The organism is Lysobacter sp. Root690 (genome assembly GCF_001427785.1).
Classification (GTDB): domain Bacteria; phylum Pseudomonadota; class Gammaproteobacteria; order Xanthomonadales; family Xanthomonadaceae; genus Lysobacter.
In genome coordinates this window covers 450,477-466,895 of record NZ_LMHM01000001.1, presented here as the reverse complement: position 1 = coordinate 466,895, position 16,419 = coordinate 450,477, and the positions used below count along the sequence as shown (strand labels likewise).

The window sequence follows — 16,419 nt, the reverse complement described above, 5'->3', positions numbered from 1 at the left end:
CCACTCGGAGCGACCGATGTCGCCCGCCGCGGCCGGTTCCGACGCCGCTGATGTAACGCCGTCGCATCAAACCCGCGCGAAGCCGCACCGCCACGCTGAACCTTTCAGCCTGGGCCGCCGATTGTGCCGACGGTGTGCCGTGACACCCAGCCTATTGCACACAACCGGCCTCGACGCGATGATGCGGCCTGCCTCGGGAGCGTATGGCCGCGCGGTGCGACCTCACCCAGACGGCCTTCCTACTCATGCCCCTACGCTCCGTCGACCGACTTTCGCCGTTCTGGCAGGCCACTGGGCTGGCGATCGTCATCGTGCTCATCGTGGTCGCGCCGGCCTGGGTGCTGTTGCAGGCCAACCAATCCGCGGTGGAAGCCTCCGACTGGGTCCAGCACACCCTCGAAGTCGACGCCCGCGCCCAGGCCCTGGGCCAGAACATCCGCGACGTCGAGGCGGCCTCGCTGGCCTTGGCGGCCGGCGTTCCGCGCAGCGAGCGTTTCGACAAGCGCATCGCCGACGCCCGCGCCGGCGTGACCGAGGAGCTGCTGGCCCTGCAGCGGCTGACCCAGGACAACCCCGACCAGCAACTGCGCCTGGGCGAATTGCGCGGGCAGGTGCGGCTGCGGCTGCAATCGATGCACGACATCGCCCAGCCGCACGTCCAGCCGTTGCCGGCGGAACAGACCAGCCGGGCGGTGACCCAATACCCGGTCGGCGCGCTGATCGCCGAGCTGATCAAGCAAGAACGCGACCTGCTGGCGCAGCGCCAGGTCCAGTACGAACAGCGCGTGCGCCTGACCGAGCTGACCCGCTGGGGCGCGGTGCTCGCGCAGATCCTGGTGCTCGCCGCGATCAGCTTCTTCGCCCTGCGCCAGATGCGCCGGCGCTTGAACGCCGAGCGCGACGCGCAGACCGCGAGCGCGCATGCCTCGGTGGTGCTCGACACCGTGCGCGAGCCGATCGCGGTGGTCGATCGCGAGCTGCGCGTGGTCCTGGCCAATGTCGCCTTCGGCGAGCTGTACGGCATGCGCGACGAGCCCGGCGCGCGGCAGAAGCTGACCGAACTCAGCGGCGGCGCCTGGGCCGACGAGGAAACCACGCGCCGGCTGGCGGAAGTGCTCAATCGCGGCCGCGAGCTGTGGGACTACGAGCGCGAGCAGATCACCCACGACGGCGTGCGCCGGGTCATGATGATCAACGCACGGCGCATGCCGCTGCCGGAAACCGAAGAAAACACGGTGATGATCACCGCCAGCGACATCAGCGCCCGTCGCGCCGGCGAGAACCGCATCCACGAACTCAATCGCCAGCTCGAGGGCAAGGTCGAGCAGATCTCCGACGTCAACCGCGAGCTGGAAGCCTTCAGCTACTCGGTCTCGCACGATCTGCGCGCGCCGCTGCGCCACACCGCCGGCTTCGCCGACAAGCTGCAGCGTCACCTGGGCGAGGCCGCCGACGAAAAGTCGCGCCACTACCTGCAGGTGATCTCCAACTCCGCAAAGCGCATGTCGGACCTGATCGACGACCTGCTGGTGTATTCGCGCCTGGGTCGCAGCGCGATGCGCCTGCAGGCGGTGGACATGCAGTCGCTGGTGCAGGAGACGCGCTCGATGCTCGACGCCAATGCGCGCATGGACCAGCCCGGCCGCGAGATCCAGTGGAAGCTCGCCGCGCTGCCGATCGTGGTCGGCGACGAGAACATGCTGCGCCAAGTCTGGCTCAACCTGCTGGGCAACGCGGTCAAGTACAGCGTGCACAGCCAGCCCTCGATCATCGAGGTCGAGCACCGCTACGACGAAGAACGCAACCATCACTTCAGCGTGCGCGACAACGGCGCCGGCTTCGACATGGCCTTCGCCGGCAAGCTGTTCGGCGTGTTCCAGCGCCTGCATTCGGCCAGCGAATTCTCCGGCACCGGCATCGGCCTGGCCAGCGTGCGCCGGGTGCTGACCCGCCACAACGGCCGGATCTGGGCCGAAAGCCGGCCGGGCGAGGGCGCCACCTTCCATTTCATCCTTCCTTCCAACGCCGAACTCGCCAGGGGACCTTCGGGCCATGACTGACATCCGCACCATCCTGCTCGCCGAAGACAGTCCCTACGACGCCGAAATGGCCATCGACGCGCTGCGCGAGGCCAACCTGATCAATCCGATCGTGCACGTCACCGACGGCGTTGAGGCGCTGGATTACCTGTTCCGCCGCGGCAAGTACGCCGATCGCGGCGAGGGCGATCCCTCGGTGCTGCTGCTCGACATCAAGATGCCGCGCATGGACGGCCTGGAAGTGCTGGAAGCCTTGCGCCAGGACGAAAAGCTGCGCCAGTTGCCGGTGGTGATCCTGTCGTCCTCGCGCGAGGAAGCCGACCTGGTGCGCAGCTGGGACCTGGGCGTGAACGCCTACGTGGTCAAGCCGGTCGACGTGGACCAGTTCTTCGAGGCGGTGCGCACGCTCGGAAAGTTCTGGGCGGTGATCAACGAACCGCCGTTCAAGGCGCAAGGTTGAGCGAGCCATGACCTGGCGCCTGCTGTTCGTCGACGATGTCGCCGAGGACGTCGAACTGGCGACCTTGGAGCTCGGCCGCTGGCCCGAGGCCTGGGTCAGTCGCCGGGTCGACAACGAGCCGCAACTGCGCGCGGCCCTGGCCGAGTTCGCGCCGCACATCGTCCTGTGCGACCTCAACCTGCCCGGTTTCGACGGCGAGGTTGCGCGCGCGATCGTGCGCGCGCAGGCGCCGGCCAGCTTGTTCGTGTTCCTGACCGGCGCCACCGCCGACGCGACCGAGCACCTGGACGAAACGGTATGGGACAAAAACCGACTGGAACTGCTGCCGATGCAGTTGCAGACCCTGATCGACGAACACGGGCGGCGCGCGCCGATTGATGCCACAGCCGATCAAGCCGAGACCGATCAGGCCGAAGCCGATCCGCCTCAGGTGCCGGTCTCCTGAGGCCCGCTCGACGGCTGCCGAACGCCGCGCGCTGCATGTCCGGCTAACACCGGCTCGCGCACAATGGCCGCCGATATACGTTCTTCGGCTGGCCCATGGCAAACACATCCACTCGAGCAGATCCCCGCTTCGGCGCGTACGTCAGCGTGCGCGGCGCGCGCGAACACAACCTCAAGGACATCGACGTCGATATCCCGCGCGATGCGCTGGTGGTGTTCAGCGGCGTGTCGGGCTCGGGAAAATCCTCGCTGGCGTTCGGCACCTTGTTCGCCGAGGCGCAGCGCCGCTATCTGGAATCGCTGTCGCCGTATGCGCGGCGCCTGATCGATCAGGTCGGCGTGCCCGACGTGGATGCGATCGACGGCCTGCCGCCGGCGGTGGCGCTGCAACAGCAGCGCGGCACCCCGAACGTCCGCTCGACCGTCGGCAGCGTCACCACGCTGTCGAGCCTGCTGCGCATGCTGTACTCGCGCGCCGGCACCTATCCGCCCAAGCAGCCGATGCTGTACGCCGAGGACTTCTCGCCGAACACCCCGCAAGGTGCCTGCCCGAACTGCCACGGCCTGGGCTACGTGTACGAGGTGACCGAACGCGCGATGGTGCCCGATCCGTCGCTGAGCATCCGCGATCGCGCGATCGCCTCGTGGCCGCCGGCCTGGCACGGACAGAACCTGCGCGACATCCTGGTTACCCTGGGCTACGACGTCGACGTGCCCTGGCGCGATCTGCCGAAGAAAGATCGCGACTGGATCCTGTACACCGAAGAACAACCGGTCGCGCCGGTGTACGCCGGCTTCACTCCCGCGCAGACCCGCGCCGCGCTGCGGCGCAAGACCGAGCCGAGCTACATGGGCACCTTCACCGGCGCCCGCCGCTACGTGCTGCACACCTTCGCCACCACCCAAAGCGCGTTGATGAAAAAACGCGTGGCGCGCTTCATGAGCGGCGCGCCGTGTCCGGTCTGCGACGGTCGCCGGCTCAAGCGCGAAGCGCTGTCGGTGACCTTCGCCGGTCTCGACATCGGCAGCCTGTCGCGGCTGTCGCTCAATCGCATCGCCGAGGTGCTGGCGCCGGCCGCGAACGGACGCTTCGATGCGCCGACCAAGGCATCCACGCGCAGTCGCGCGGCCAGCGCCCAGGACACCGCCAAGCGCGTCGCCGCGGGCGGATCGGCGCATGCCGGCGGCACCGACGTGCGCCGCACGCCGGACCTGTCCGAAGAAAAACGCATCGCCGCACAACGCATCGCCCACGATCTGGTCGAGCGCATCGCGACCTTGCAGGCCTTGGGCCTGGGCTATCTGGCGATGGATCGGACCACGCCGACCCTGTCGCCGGGCGAACTGCAACGATTGCGTCTGGCGACCCAGATCCGTTCCAACCTGTTCGGCGTGGTCTACGTGCTGGACGAACCATCCGCCGGCCTGCACCCGGCCGACAGCGAAGCGCTGCATCGCGCGCTGGATCAACTCAAGCACGCCGGCAATTCGGTGTTCGTGGTCGAACACGACCTGGACATGATGCGGCGCGCCGATTGGCTGGTCGACGTGGGTCCGGACGCCGGCCAGAACGGCGGACAGATTCTCTACAGCGGCCCGCCCGACGGCCTGCGCACGATCGCCGCGTCGCACACCGGGCGTTATCTGTTCGCTGCAGACGGTGCCGATGCGAAGCGCGCGCGAGCGCCGCGCTCGCCGAGCGGCTGGCTGGAACTGCGTGGTCTGCATCGCAATAACCTGCACGGCCTGGATGCGCGTTTTCCGCTGGGCGTGTTCACCGCCGTCACCGGCGTGTCGGGTTCGGGCAAGTCCAGTCTGGTCAGCCAGGCCTTGGTCGAGCTGGTCGGCGACCATCTCGGCCACGAGCCGCCGGTGGAAGAATCCGAGACCGGCGAACCGCAGCCCAGCGAAATCGCCAAGACCGCCGGACGCATCCACGGCGGCGCCGATGCGATCAAACGTCTGGTCAACGTCGACCAGAAACCGATTGGCCGCACCCCGCGCTCGAATCTGGCCACCTACACCGGCTTGTTCGATCACGTGCGCAAACTGTTCGCCGGCACCGCGCTGGCCAAATCGCGCCGCTACAACGCCGGCCGGTTCTCGTTCAACGTCGCGCAAGGGCGCTGCGAGACCTGCGAAGGCGAGGGCTTCGTCCAGGTCGAATTGCTGTTCATGCCGACCGTGTACGCGCCGTGCCCGACCTGTCACGGCAGCCGCTACAACGCGAAGACGCTGGAAGTCCTGTTGAACGGCCGCAGCATCGCCGAAGTGCTGGCGATGACGGTCGACGAGGCGCTGGCGTTCTTCGCCGACGAAGACGCGGTGCGGCGTCCGCTGACCTTGTTGCGCGATATCGGCTTGGGCTATCTGCGCCTGGGACAACCGGCGACCGAACTGTCCGGCGGCGAAGCCCAGCGCATCAAGCTGGCGACCGAGTTGCAGCGCAGCCAGCACGGCAACAGCCTGTACGTGCTCGACGAGCCGACGACCGGATTGCATCCGGCCGATGTCGACAAGCTGATGGCGCAGCTGCATGGCCTGGTCGATGCCGGCAATACGGTGATCGTGGTCGAACACGAAATGCGCGTGGTCGCCGACAGCGACTGGGTGATCGATGTCGGCCCGGGCGCGGGCGAAGACGGCGGCGCGATCGTCGCCAGCGGAACGCCGCAGCAGGTCGCTCGCGTCAAGGCGAGCCGGACCGCGCCTTATCTGCGGCGGGTGTTGGGCTGAGCTTGCGGAGTCGTTCTACGGCGCGAGTGCTTTCAGCGTCTCGATCCGATCGGCCTGCTCGGCGGTCTTGTCGTGACGCCAGCGCAGGATCCGCGGAAAGCGCACGGCGATCCCCGACTTGTGCCGGCTCGACCGATTGATCGCTTCGAAGCCGAGTTCGAACACATGCAGCGGCGTCACCGAGCGCACCGGGCCGAAACGTTCGAGCGTGTTGGCGCGGATCCAGCGGTCCAGTTGCAGGATTTCCTGATCGTCCAGGCCCGAGTAGGCCTTGGCGATCGGCACCAGCGCATCGCCGTCCCACAGCGCGAAGGTGTAGTCGGTGTACAAGGTGCTGCGGCGGCCGCTGCCGGCCTGCGCGTACACCAGCACAGCATCGATGGTCAGCGGATCGATCTTCCACTTCCACCAATCGCCGCGGCGTCGACCGACCTGATAGCTCGAGTCGCGGCGCTTGAGCATCAGCCCCTCGACGCCGCGTTCGCGCGCCTGTTCGCGCAACGCCGCCGCTTGTGTCCAGTCTGCCGCGTCGACCTGCGCGGACAGCACGATCGCCGGATCGGCATGCGCCGTCAGCAGCGTCGCCAGCGCAGCGCGGCGTTCGTGCAGTGGCCGCGGTCGCCAGTCCTCGCCGTCGAGTTCCAGCAAGTCGTAGGCGAGCATGCGCGCCGGCGTATCGGCCAGAATCTTCGGTCCGGGCTTGCGGCGCTGGATCCGGGTCTGCAAGGCAGCGAACGGCAATGGCTGCGCGTCGCCGTCGCGCCAGCCGAGCAGTTCGCCGTCGAGCACGCAATCGCGCGGCAGGCGTCGCGCCGCTGCTTCGATCTCCGGAAAGCGACCGTCCAGGCGTTCTTCGCCGCGCGACCACAGCAACGACTGACCCTGGCGATGGATCAGCTGCAAACGGATGCCGTCCCACTTCCACTCCAGCAACCAGTCCTCGATCGGCCCCAGCGCCTGGGTCGGCGGCGCATCGTCCTTCGATTCCAGCGGCGAGGCGAGAAAAAACGGATACGGCTGCTGCCGGTCCTGCGCGGTGGTTTCCTTCGCCAGCAGCTGCTGCACGAATTCGGGCGAAGGCTGCCATGCGCCAAGCATGCGCTGGGCGATCAGCGCGATATCCACGCCGGACCATTGCGCCAGCGCCTGCTGCACCAGCCGTTGCGACACGCCCACGCGCAGGGCGCCGGTCAGCAGTTTGTTGAACACGAAACGTTGTTCGGCCTGCAACCCGCGCCAACCGGCGACGACCGCATCGCGACGCGTCGCCGGGTCCACCCCGCTCAACGGCGCGAGCTGCAATTCGATCCAGTCGTGCAGCGGCCGGTCCACGGCCGCGGCGGGATCGGGTTCGTCAAGCAACAGGCCGAGAGTTTCGGCCAAGTCGCCGACCTGATCGTAGCTGTCGTCGATCAACCAGCCGGGCAATCCGGTTTCCTGCGCGACCCATTCGCGCAGTTCGCGCTGGTTCGCGATCTTGCCGAGCTTGTGGCCCGACAGCAGCCACAGGCCCCAGGCCAGATCGCGCGGCGCGGCGGCAGTGAAGTAATCGATCAGCGCAGCGCGTTTGTCCGAGGTCGCGGTGCTGCGATCGAGTTCGCGGAACAGGGCGGCGAAGCGCTTCATGCCTGTTCGCCCTGCATGCCGGTATCGAAGCGATCCACCGCCAGGCCGCGTTCGGCGAGCACGCGCAACAGCGCCTCCGAGCGTCCGTGATGGGCGATCACCCGTTCGGCGCGGCTGTCGTCGATGGTCTGCAGCAACGCGGGCCAATCGGCGTGATCGGAAATGACGAAGCCGCGATCGAAGTTGCGCCGGCGCCGATTGCCGCGGATGCGCATCCAGCCCGAGGCGAATCCGGTCTGCACACGGCGGAACCGGCGCATCCACGCCGAACCCGCGGCCGACGGCGGTGCCAGCACGAGTTCGCCGGCCCATTCGTCGCGCGACTTCGCATCCGCCACAAGTTCGGTGTCGGCCATGGCCACGCCGGCGTGTCGGTAGATCTCCACGCCCGACGCGATCGCGCCGTGGACCCACACCGGTCGCGAGGCGTGTTTCGCAAGTTCCGCGAGAATGCGCTGCGCCTTGCCCAGCGCATAACAGAACAGCACCGCCGTCTCGCCGCGCGCGGCGCAGTGCTCGCGCCACTCGACGATCTCGGCCGCGACCTGCGCCGTGTCCGGCCATCGATAGATCGGCAGGGCGAAGGTCGACTCGGTGACGAAGGTCGAACACGGCACCGGTTCGAACGCGCTGCAGGTCGGATCGTGCTGGCGTTTGTAATCGCCGGACACCACACAGACTTGGTCGCCGTGTTCGATGCGTACCTGCGCCGACCCCAGTACATGCCCGGCCGGATGCAGGGACACGCGCACGCGCCCGAGTTCGAAGGCTTCGCCATAGGCATGGCTTCGATACGCCTGATCGCCCAGTCGCCAACGCAGAATCGGCAGGCCTTCTTCGCTGCCGTGATACACGCCCATGCCGACACGCGCGTGGTCGGCGTGGCCGTGAGTGACGATCGCGGTGGCGACCGGTTGCCAGGGATCGATGTAGAAATCGCCGAGCGGGCAGTACAGGCCTTGCGGGCGAACCACGATCAAATCATCAGGCTGCATGCGCCAGGTCCGACGATTGGGTGGCGCCACTGTGCAAAAGGCGTCGTGACGGGATCGTCATATCGCGCGTGGTCGTGGCTGCGTCGAAGCGAATTGCGGCGTATGCGCGCGATGAATGCGGATCGCGATCGCCGCCCGGGTCAACGCAGCGTGAGTTAGCGAGCGAATCCAGAAAATGAATTATTCAGTGCATGCGACTGTATGAATCGTTGCGCGCGAGGGTCACGAGGTCTTAATGAGCGATGCGAAATAGTCCATGGCACCGGCGCACATCGCCGGCTCATTACGAGCAATCATCCCCACACGGCCAGCGCGACACGCTCTTGCTGGCCAGCCAGGAGCTTCAATGAATACCCAGACCAAAACCGCGCACACCCTCAACGACCTCATCGAAATCGCGCGCGACGGCAAGGACTTCTACACCGAAGCCGCGCAGAAGGTGAAGGATTCCGAGCTGTCCGCGCTGTTCGTGCGCATCGCCGGCGTCAAGGGCGACATCGTCACCAGCCTGAGTTCGGCGGTGGTCGCCGCGGGCGGCAAGCCGGCCGAGCACGGCACCTTCGTCGGCTCGATGCAGCAGTTCTACGGCAAGGTACGCGCGACCCTCGGCGACACCCAGTACGGCTACGTGGCCGAACTGGAAGAGTCGGAAGATCGCCTGCTCAAGGCGTTCAACGAGACCTTGTCCGACAGCGACACCCCGCCGGCCGCGCGCGTCGAAGTCGAACGCCTGCTGCCGCAGGTGCGCGAATGCCATCAGATCATGAGCACCCGCAAGCACGCGCTGAAAGCCGCGTCCTGATCGTTTCGAACCACGGGTTCGAATAACGATCGATCCTGCTGCGTCGAACACGCGTCACGATAGCTAAACAAAAGCCCCGTCGGCGACGACGGGGCTTTTTCATGCCTGCGCTTCAGCAAGCCCGATCAACGCAGCCGAATCGCCAGATCGCGCCCCGCGCTCGCCTCATTGCCGCTGTAATCGCGCGCGCTGATGCGCAAGGTGTAATCGCCCGCCGGCAGTTCGCTCGGCAGCCACAGACCGGTGGCGACCTTGCCGTTGCGCACGGTGTTGGTCAGCACGTAGCGGAAGCGGGTGATCGCGCTGCCGTGGACGGTGATGCCGCTGTCGGCGGCGTACAGCACCTTGGTCGCATCGTCGGGCGGTTTGCGGTCGAACTCGATGTTCATGCGCGGCTGTTCGTACCCGGGCAGCGGTTTGCCGGCGGCGTCGAGCCATTGATAGCCCAGCGTGTACAGACCGAGCCGGCGCCGCGCCAGATTGTCGTCGACCTGATCCCAGGCTTCGACCACGATCTGCACGCCCGGTTGCCCGCGCGACACCACGAGCCGACCCTGTTCTTTCTGCGCGAGCGGCTGTTCCAGCGAATCGAGCAACTGGATGCGTTCGATCCGCGGCGGGTAATGATCGGCGTAACCGGTGAAACCCAAGGTCACCGCATTGCGCTCGTAACCGTTGGAACCCAGCGCCAGATGCACATGCGCCATCGGATTGATGGTGCCGAGCACGTCGCCGGCCTTGAAGCGGGTGCCACGACGCAAGCGCATGCGTTCGGTCTTGCCGTCGTCGCCGACGATCGGCTGGAAACGCGCCGGATCGATCGGTTCGCCCTTGCCGTTGCGCCCCACGCGCATGTGGATGTAGCTGATCGTATCCAGCGACGCGCCTTCGCCGAGGCTGCCGTAGCCCCAGGCACTCGACGGATTGCTGGTCTTGGCATCGGCGATCGCGAGCACCTGCTGGCCGATGTCGCCGCGGATGTCGAAGCCGCCGTGCAGGTGATGGCGGCTTTCGCCGCGACCATCGCCGCGCACTTCGCCCAGGGTACCGACCACTTCGTGCCACGCGTCCTGCGGATGCAGCGGCCAACGTCCGGCGGTGAACGGCAATGGGTCCAGCGGCGATGGCCCGGCGACGGTGACGATGGGCTGCGCCGCGGCCGCGGCAACGCGATGCACACGGTAGCTGCCGGCATCGGTGAGGTAGATCGCACCTTCTGCGTCGAGCGTCATCGCCGCGGGCAGCGACAGGCGCTGCTCTTGCGCATTGCCGGTCAGCGCCACCCAATTGCCGTCGGCGCGGATCTGCAACACCAATCCCGTCGACATATCGCCGACGTACATCAGACCGTCGTGAGTGATCGCCAGCGCGGTCGGACGCGACAGCGGATTATCGCCTTCGACCGTCGGCAACAGGTTCAAGGTGCTGACATCGCCATCGGGTTCGACACGGCGGATCGCGCGGTTGCGGGTGTCGGCGACCCAGACGATGCCTTGCGCATCGATCGCCAGCGCGGTCGGCGTATCGAAGCGCGCGATCGCCGCCGCGCCGTCGCTGTTGCCAGGCGCTCCACCGGCCAGCGTGCCGACGCTGCCGTCGGGTTCGATCACCCGGATGCGATCGTTATACGTGTCGGCGACGAACACGCGCCCGGCCTGAGACACCGCGACCCCGATCGGCCCGTTGAACTGCGCCTGCGCGCCAGGGCCGTCGCGATAACCGGCCACGCCGCTGCCGGCCAGCGTGCTGACCAAGCCTTGCGGCGAAATCTTGCGGATCGCGTGATTGCCGGTGTCGGCGACATATAGATTGCCGAAGCTGTCGAGCGCCAACCCGGACGGCGTATTGAACGCTGCCTTCGTGCCCGCGCCATCGGCGAAGCCTTCGATCGAACCGGCCACGGTGGCGACGCTGCCGTCGGCGCGGATCAGGCGGATCAGATTGTTGTCGCCGCCATCGGCGACATACAGCGTGCCGTTGCCGCTGCGCGCCAGTCCGTAGGGATCGGCGAAGCGCGCCTGCGCCGCGGTCGCGTTGCGCAGGCCGCGCACGCCGTCGCCGGCGATGAGTTCGAGTTGCGCGTTCCAGCCGAACGCGGTCGGCGTGGGCGCGGGCTTGGCCGCGTTCAACAAGGCGCGCGGTGCGCCGGGTTCGATCACGAAGGTGGCGGCGAGCGCGGCCGCGGTCAGGCCGATCGCGGCCAGGATCCAGGTAGTTCGGTTCATTCAAGTCCTTGTTACGCAAACCCGCGCGACAGCGGCGGGCCGCATCGATCCTGATTCTAAACGGCGCGCGCGGCCCAATGCAGAAGCGGCCACGAGGGCCGCTTGTGCGTGCGATGCAAGAGGGCGCCGCGTGGGCTCAGCGTTGCGTCGCGGACAGGCCCCACTGCTCGCTCACGATGCGCGCCACCGAGGCCAGCACCGCGTCGCGGCCGGCGCCGTCGAGCTTGGCGGTGGCCAGATAGCTGACGATCAGGATCGGTGCGCGACCCGGCGGCCAGACGATCGCGACGTCGTTGGTCGCATCGTCGCCGCTGCCGGTCTTGTCGCCGACCCGGATCCCGGCCGGCAGGCCCGCGCGCAGACGCTTGTCGCCAGTCTTGTTGGCGACCAGCCAGGCGATCAACTGCTTGCGCGAGGATTCCTTCAGCGCATCGCTCAGCAACAGACGCTGCATGGTGGCGATCTGCGCGGTCGGCGTGCTGGTGTCGCGCGGATCGTCGGGCGCGCCGCCGTTGAGCGTGGGTTCGGTACGGTCGGTGCGGGTGACGCCGTCGCCGATCTCGCGCAGGAATCGGGTCAAGCCTTGCGGGCCACCGACGAGCGGATACAGCAGATTCGCCGCCGGGTTATCGCTCAAGGTCACCGTCGCCTCGCACAGCTGCGCGACGCTGGCGCTGCGGCCCACCAGCGGCTGGGTGAAGGGCGCATGCGCAATCATGTCGGCGGCGGTGATCGGCACCTGCTGCGACAGCGTGACTTTGCCCAATTCAACCTGTCGCAGAATCGCCGCGGCCAGCAGGTACTTGAACGTGCTGCACATGCGGAAGCGTTCGTTCTCGCGCCAGGCCATGCGCTGGCCGTTGCCGGTGTCGAGCACGGCCACGCCCAGGCGGCCGCCGCTGTGCTTTTCCAGATCGCGCAGGCGCGTCTGCCAGTCGCCGGGCTTGGCGTCGTGCTTGGCCGGCGGTGCGAGGCTCAGCGCGGCGGCGCCGAAACTGGCGCTCGCGCCGGCGGCGAGCAGCAGGCCGCTGGCGCATTGCAGAAAATCGCGTCGTTGCATGGGCAGGTCTCCTTCGGGGAACCCGATTATTGGCGGCATGGGTGACCGCGACAAACGAGGAATTCTCGCGGCAGGCAAAAGAAATCCTTGCAGCGGCTGCAACCGTCGCGGCCTTGGCCGTATCTGTTGCAGCAACTTAAGTTTGCGGCATCGGCATGAACGCTACCGTGCAGTTGGTTGTAATCGCTTCGCTGCTGACCGTCGTGGTCGGCCCGCTGCTATGGGGCGCGGTCGGCTTGCTGCGTTCGCGCGGCACGGCCGCGAGCGTGGCGCCGCGCAGCGAATGGAACTGGCGCCCGACCCTCCATTCCACCGCGTTGTACGCATTCAGCTTCAGCCTGATCTTCTTCATCCAGGAACTGTTCCTGGTGGTGCCCAAGGCGCTGACCCCGGGCCTGCGGCCGACCTTGTTCCACAACAATCATCACTGGGATGGCGATAACCCGCTGGCGCATCTGTTCCAGGGCACCGGCGCGTTGGCGATCTTGTTGGTCGCGATCGCCTGCACCGCGTGGCTCAAGCTGCGCCCGCCGCGCGGCATGGGCTGGCGGCTGTTCGCGATCTGGATGGCGTTCCACGGTTACTTCCAGTCGCTGCCGCAGATCGTGGTCGGCTCGGTGGTGCCGCAAAACGATGTCGGCATGGCCTTCGACTATCTGCAGCTCGGCGCGGGCACCAAGCTCGCTCTGGGCTTGACCGCGTTGCCGATCATCGCCGCGCTGGCGATCGGTTTCGCCAAGCACTTGCTCGCGCTTGCGCCGCAGGCCGGCGACATCGCCACGCCCGGACGGCGCAGCGGTTTCATGTTCCGCATCGCGACCCTGCCGGCCTTGCTGGCGCTGCCGTTGATCATCGCGATGCGGGTGCCGGGCAGTCTCGATCAGGTCGCGATCGTGCCGATCGCCGAGTTCGTGATCGGCGTGTGGTGGCTGCAGGCCGCGGCGTGGTCGACCGGGTCGGCGCGAGTGGCGGGCATCGCGCCCGCGCGTTCGCTGGCAGTGCCGGTGCTGGCGGTGATCGCGCAGTTGCTGATCTTCCAACTGGTGCTGCGGCCGGGCATCGCGTTCTTCTGAGGCCTCGCGCTTACTGCGCGCACGACGCGGTTTGCGCATCGTTCGCGGACGAACGCGCGCGGCCCGGCGCGAAGATCGCCAGGCTCAGCGCGGCCAGCACGCATACGCCGATGCCGCCGTACCACAGCACCCACTCGAAGCCCTCGATCAACGCGGCATGCGCGACCTCGTGGGTGCCGCCACTGACCGACTGCAAAGCGTTGACATCGCCCGCCGCGATCCGCCCGGCCAATTGCCGCAACTGCGCGCCGTCGAAACGCGCGCCGAACACCCCATGCAGATGCGCGGCGATGCCCGCGATCAGGATCAAACCCATCAAGGCGATATTGATCGCCAAGGTGATCAAGCGCGCGCTCATGTCGATGCCCGCAGCCATGCCGGCGCGCGAGCTCGGCACCGCGGCGGTGGTGGTATTGGTCACCGGCGTATTGGTCAGTCCCAGGCCGGCGCCGGCCAGCAGCGCGCCGGGCAACATGCTGAGCCAACTGGCATGTTCGACCGCGCTGCCGTAACGCATCGCCAGAAAGCCCGCGCCGATCGCGAACAGCCCCAGCGGAATCACCACCCCGGGCGAATAACGCGCCGACAAACGTTCGGCGAGCGGCGGCATCAGCAGAGTCGGCAGGGTGTACGCCAACAGCGCGAGTCCCGCGCTGACCGTGTCGTAGCCCAGCGCGCTCTGGTAATAGATCGGCAGGTAGATCATGAACGGCCAGAAGCTGAAGTTCATGCCGATCGAGCCCATGATCGAGCCAGAAAAATCGCGGATGCGGAACACCGCGAAATCGAACATCGGATGCGCGCTGCGTTTTTCCGCGATCACGAACGCGATCGAACCGATCACCGCGATCGTCAGCGCGGCCAATGCAACCGGGCTGGCGAAGCCTTGTTCCGGCGCCTGGGTCAGGTAATAGGTTAGACCGAGCACGGCGACCGACAAGGTGACGATGCCGGCGCGATCGAGCTTATGCGCATTGGGATCGCGCGACTCCTGCGCGCCCAGCGCGATCAGCACCCAGGTCAACACCGACAACGGCACGTGCACCAGGAACACCCAGTGCCAGTTCGACAGCGCGACGATCGCGCCGCCGATGATCGGCCCGAAGCCCAGTCCGGCGCCGAACACGATGCCGAAGATCGCGAACGCGCGGCCGCGTTCGCGGCCGGCCTGGAACTGATGCGACAGGATCGCCATCTGGCAGGTCAACATCGCGCCACCGGCGAGGCCTTGCGCGAAACGACTCGCGATCAGCACCGGCATGCTTTGCGCCACGCCGCAGATCAGCGAAGTCAGCCCGAACGCGATCACGCTGAGCACGAACACGCGGCGACGGCCGTAGCGATCGGCCAGCGTGCCCGCGGCCATCAGCACCGTGGTGCAGGCGATGGTGTAGGCGTTCATCACCCACTGCATGTCGCGCAGATCGCCGTGCAGTTGTTTTTCCAGGGTCGGCAAAATCACCGGCACGCTGGAGATCTCCAGGCCGAACATCAGCGCGGCGAGGCTGACCGCGGCGAGGGCGAGGGTGTTCTTGCCGGATTGGGACAGGGGCATGGGGTGTCCTGGGAAACGATGGGGCAGGGCTTCGCATTGCCGCGTTTGATGGCTGCGGCGCGGTTGCGTTGCGAGTAGTCAAAGGTGGATGCGTCGCAAGCCAGCAAGTCGGCTTGTGCAAGACCGCAGCGCAGCTTCGAGGTTTTTCGTGGGAGGGGCTTCAGCCCTGATGCTTTCCGCTCGGATTGCGAAAGGCCTCAGTGACCTGATCGAGAGCGTCGGGGCTCAAGCCCCTCCCACAACAGACCTCGCGGCCTCGCGGCGATGGGCCGCATCGCCAATCGAGCGACACCGATCATTCTCCCCGTGCCCGACTCATGAGAGAAATGATTTAATTTTGTGGAACCCATTACGGCCCCTCATCAATCGCCGTATCCTGAGCCCATGGACTTCGACCCGGCCCTGCTGCGCACCTTCGTCGCCGTCACCGAAACCGGCGGCTTCACCCGCGCCGCCGAGCGCCTGCACCTGACCCAGTCGGCGATCAGCCACCAGATCCGCCGCCTCGAAGACCAGGTCGGCCGCCCGCTCCTGCGCCGCACCACCCGGCGCCTGACCTTGACCGAAGACGGCGAAGACTTCCTGCGTCATGCCGGCCAGATCCTGCAATCGCTGGACGCATTGACCCGGCGCTTCCAGCCCTCGCCGATCGCCGGCGTGGTCCGCTTCGGCGTGCCCGAGAATTTCATCGGCGATCGTCTGCCCAACGTGCTGTGTCAGTTCGCGCGCGCGTTCCCGTCGATCCGTCTGGACGTGAGCGTCAGCATGAGCATGGACCTGCGGCAGATGGTCGAAGCCGACGAACTCGACCTCGCGGTGATCATCGCCTTGCCCGATAGCGGCGCCGGCACCGTATTGCGGCGTACGCGCTGGGTGTGGGTCGCGGCCGATTACTTCGACGTGCCCGCAAACACCTCGCTGCCGTTCGCGTTTTTCCCGCCGCCGTGCATCAACCGGCAAGTCGGCATCTCGGCGTTGGACGGCACCGCGGTCGAATGGCATGTGGTGTTCACCTCGCCAAGCCAGCAAGGCCTGCACGCGGCGATCCTCGCCGGCCTGGCGATCACGGTGATGGCCGAGGACGACGTCGAACCGGGCATGCGCATCGTCGACGGCGAATACGGCCTGCCGACCTTGCCCGACGCTGAGTTCGTATTGATCTGGAACTCGCTCGAAGCCGCGCCCGCGGTCTGCGAGTTCGGCAAACTGATCCGCGACCTGCCCGCGACCGCGCCGAACCCCGCGCCGAATCCGATGCGCGTGCGCGGCGTTTGATTTCCCGCGCCGTCCAACTCCGCATGCGCTAACCGAAAACCCGTGCTTTTCCCCCCTTTAAAAAAGGGGGGCAGGGGGGATTTGCTCTTCCCTCAACACCAAGCGCAAAAGCAAATCCCCCGCGCCAGC

At 67.1% G+C, this 16,419-nt stretch carries 12 protein-coding genes; 7 read left to right on the top strand and 5 right to left on the bottom strand.

What is annotated here, in order from left to right:
• Positions 1-245 precede the first annotated feature (245 nt).
• The 4 genes from ASD86_RS02025 to ASD86_RS02010 all read left to right on the top strand — a co-directional run bounded on the left by ASD86_RS02025 (position 246) and on the right by ASD86_RS02010 (position 5,679).
• Positions 246-2,060: an ATP-binding protein gene (locus ASD86_RS02025; RefSeq protein ID WP_056106328.1), complete on the top strand. Its 1,815-nt coding sequence runs from the start codon at positions 246-248 to the stop codon at positions 2,058-2,060.
• Positions 2,053-2,499, top strand: coding sequence for a response regulator (locus tag ASD86_RS02020; protein ID WP_056106326.1), 447 nt, complete (start codon positions 2,053-2,055; stop codon positions 2,497-2,499). The genes ASD86_RS02025 and ASD86_RS02020 overlap by 8 nt, the downstream gene beginning before the upstream one ends.
• Before the next feature lie 7 nt (positions 2,500-2,506).
• On the top strand, positions 2,507-2,944 hold the full coding sequence (locus tag ASD86_RS02015; RefSeq protein WP_056106323.1) for a response regulator: 438 nt from the start codon (positions 2,507-2,509) through the stop codon (positions 2,942-2,944).
• Positions 2,945-3,039: 95 nt separating this feature from the next.
• The gene (locus ASD86_RS02010) at positions 3,040-5,679 is read left to right on the top strand and encodes an excinuclease ABC subunit UvrA (RefSeq protein WP_056106321.1); all 2,640 of its coding nucleotides are present in this window, start codon (positions 3,040-3,042) and stop codon (positions 5,677-5,679) included.
• Between the two features lie 15 nt (positions 5,680-5,694).
• Here ASD86_RS02010 and ASD86_RS02005 read toward each other — a convergent pair whose 3' ends face one another.
• A complete protein-coding gene (locus ASD86_RS02005) occupies positions 5,695-7,305 on the bottom strand; it encodes an ATP-dependent DNA ligase (protein WP_056106318.1) in 1,611 nt (536 codons plus the stop codon).
• A complete protein-coding gene (locus ASD86_RS02000; protein ID WP_056106315.1) occupies positions 7,302-8,300 on the bottom strand; it encodes a ligase-associated DNA damage response exonuclease in 999 nt (332 codons plus the stop codon). Before ASD86_RS02000 ends, ASD86_RS02005 begins: the two co-directional genes overlap by 4 nt.
• A gap of 346 nt (positions 8,301-8,646) precedes the next feature.
• Here ASD86_RS02000 and ASD86_RS01995 point away from each other — a divergent pair, with 346 nt between their 5' ends.
• A complete protein-coding gene (locus ASD86_RS01995) occupies positions 8,647-9,102 on the top strand; it encodes a PA2169 family four-helix-bundle protein (RefSeq protein ID WP_056106312.1) in 456 nt (151 codons plus the stop codon).
• Positions 9,103-9,227: 125 nt separating this feature from the next.
• On the opposite strand, the gene ASD86_RS01990 is transcribed toward ASD86_RS01995, so the two are convergent.
• Positions 9,228-11,327 carry an NHL repeat-containing protein gene (locus ASD86_RS01990; RefSeq protein WP_056106310.1) on the bottom strand — a complete coding sequence of 700 codons (2,100 nt, stop codon included), beginning with the start codon at positions 11,325-11,327 and terminating at the stop codon, positions 9,228-9,230.
• A gap of 136 nt (positions 11,328-11,463) precedes the next feature.
• A complete protein-coding gene (gene bla, locus ASD86_RS01985; RefSeq protein WP_056106307.1) occupies positions 11,464-12,387 on the bottom strand; it encodes a class A beta-lactamase in 924 nt (307 codons plus the stop codon).
• Between the two features lie 155 nt (positions 12,388-12,542).
• Here bla and ASD86_RS01980 point away from each other — a divergent pair, with 155 nt between their 5' ends.
• The gene (locus tag ASD86_RS01980; protein ID WP_056106304.1) at positions 12,543-13,460 is read left to right on the top strand and encodes a hypothetical protein; all 918 of its coding nucleotides are present in this window, start codon (positions 12,543-12,545) and stop codon (positions 13,458-13,460) included.
• A gap of 10 nt (positions 13,461-13,470) precedes the next feature.
• Here the strand turns inward: ASD86_RS01980 and ASD86_RS01975 are convergent, their stop codons facing one another.
• Positions 13,471-15,015: an MFS transporter gene (locus ASD86_RS01975; protein WP_056106303.1), complete on the bottom strand. Its 1,545-nt coding sequence runs from the start codon at positions 15,013-15,015 to the stop codon at positions 13,471-13,473.
• Between the two features lie 384 nt (positions 15,016-15,399).
• On the opposite strand from ASD86_RS01975, the gene ASD86_RS01970 reads away from it, so the two are divergent.
• Positions 15,400-16,290 (top strand): LysR family transcriptional regulator, encoded by an 891-nt coding sequence (locus tag ASD86_RS01970; RefSeq protein WP_056106299.1) that lies wholly within the window; start codon positions 15,400-15,402, stop codon positions 16,288-16,290.
• Positions 16,291-16,419: the final 129 nt, after the last annotated feature.

Bases quoted from the DNA above. Each gene is read 5' to 3' on its own strand.
- ASD86_RS01995 (WP_056106312.1), top strand. From the start codon at position 8,647: ATGAATACCCAGACCAAAACCGCGCACACCCTCAACGACCTCATCGAA.
- bla (WP_056106307.1), bottom strand. From the start codon at position 12,387: ATGCAACGACGCGATTTTCTGCAATGCGCCAGCGGCCTGCTGCTCGCC.
- ASD86_RS01980 (WP_056106304.1), top strand. From the start codon at position 12,543: ATGAACGCTACCGTGCAGTTGGTTGTAATCGCTTCGCTGCTGACCGTC.
- ASD86_RS01990 (WP_056106310.1), bottom strand. From the start codon at position 11,327: ATGAACCGAACTACCTGGATCCTGGCCGCGATCGGCCTGACCGCGGCC.
- ASD86_RS02010 (WP_056106321.1), top strand. From the start codon at position 3,040: ATGGCAAACACATCCACTCGAGCAGATCCCCGCTTCGGCGCGTACGTC.
- ASD86_RS02000 (WP_056106315.1), bottom strand. From the start codon at position 8,300: ATGCAGCCTGATGATTTGATCGTGGTTCGCCCGCAAGGCCTGTACTGC.
- ASD86_RS01970 (WP_056106299.1), top strand. From the start codon at position 15,400: ATGGACTTCGACCCGGCCCTGCTGCGCACCTTCGTCGCCGTCACCGAA.
- ASD86_RS02025 (WP_056106328.1), top strand. From the start codon at position 246: ATGCCCCTACGCTCCGTCGACCGACTTTCGCCGTTCTGGCAGGCCACT.
- ASD86_RS02020 (WP_056106326.1), top strand. From the start codon at position 2,053: ATGACTGACATCCGCACCATCCTGCTCGCCGAAGACAGTCCCTACGAC.
- ASD86_RS02005 (WP_056106318.1), bottom strand. From the start codon at position 7,305: ATGAAGCGCTTCGCCGCCCTGTTCCGCGAACTCGATCGCAGCACCGCG.
- ASD86_RS01975 (WP_056106303.1), bottom strand. From the start codon at position 15,015: ATGCCCCTGTCCCAATCCGGCAAGAACACCCTCGCCCTCGCCGCGGTC.
- ASD86_RS02015 (WP_056106323.1), top strand. From the start codon at position 2,507: ATGACCTGGCGCCTGCTGTTCGTCGACGATGTCGCCGAGGACGTCGAA.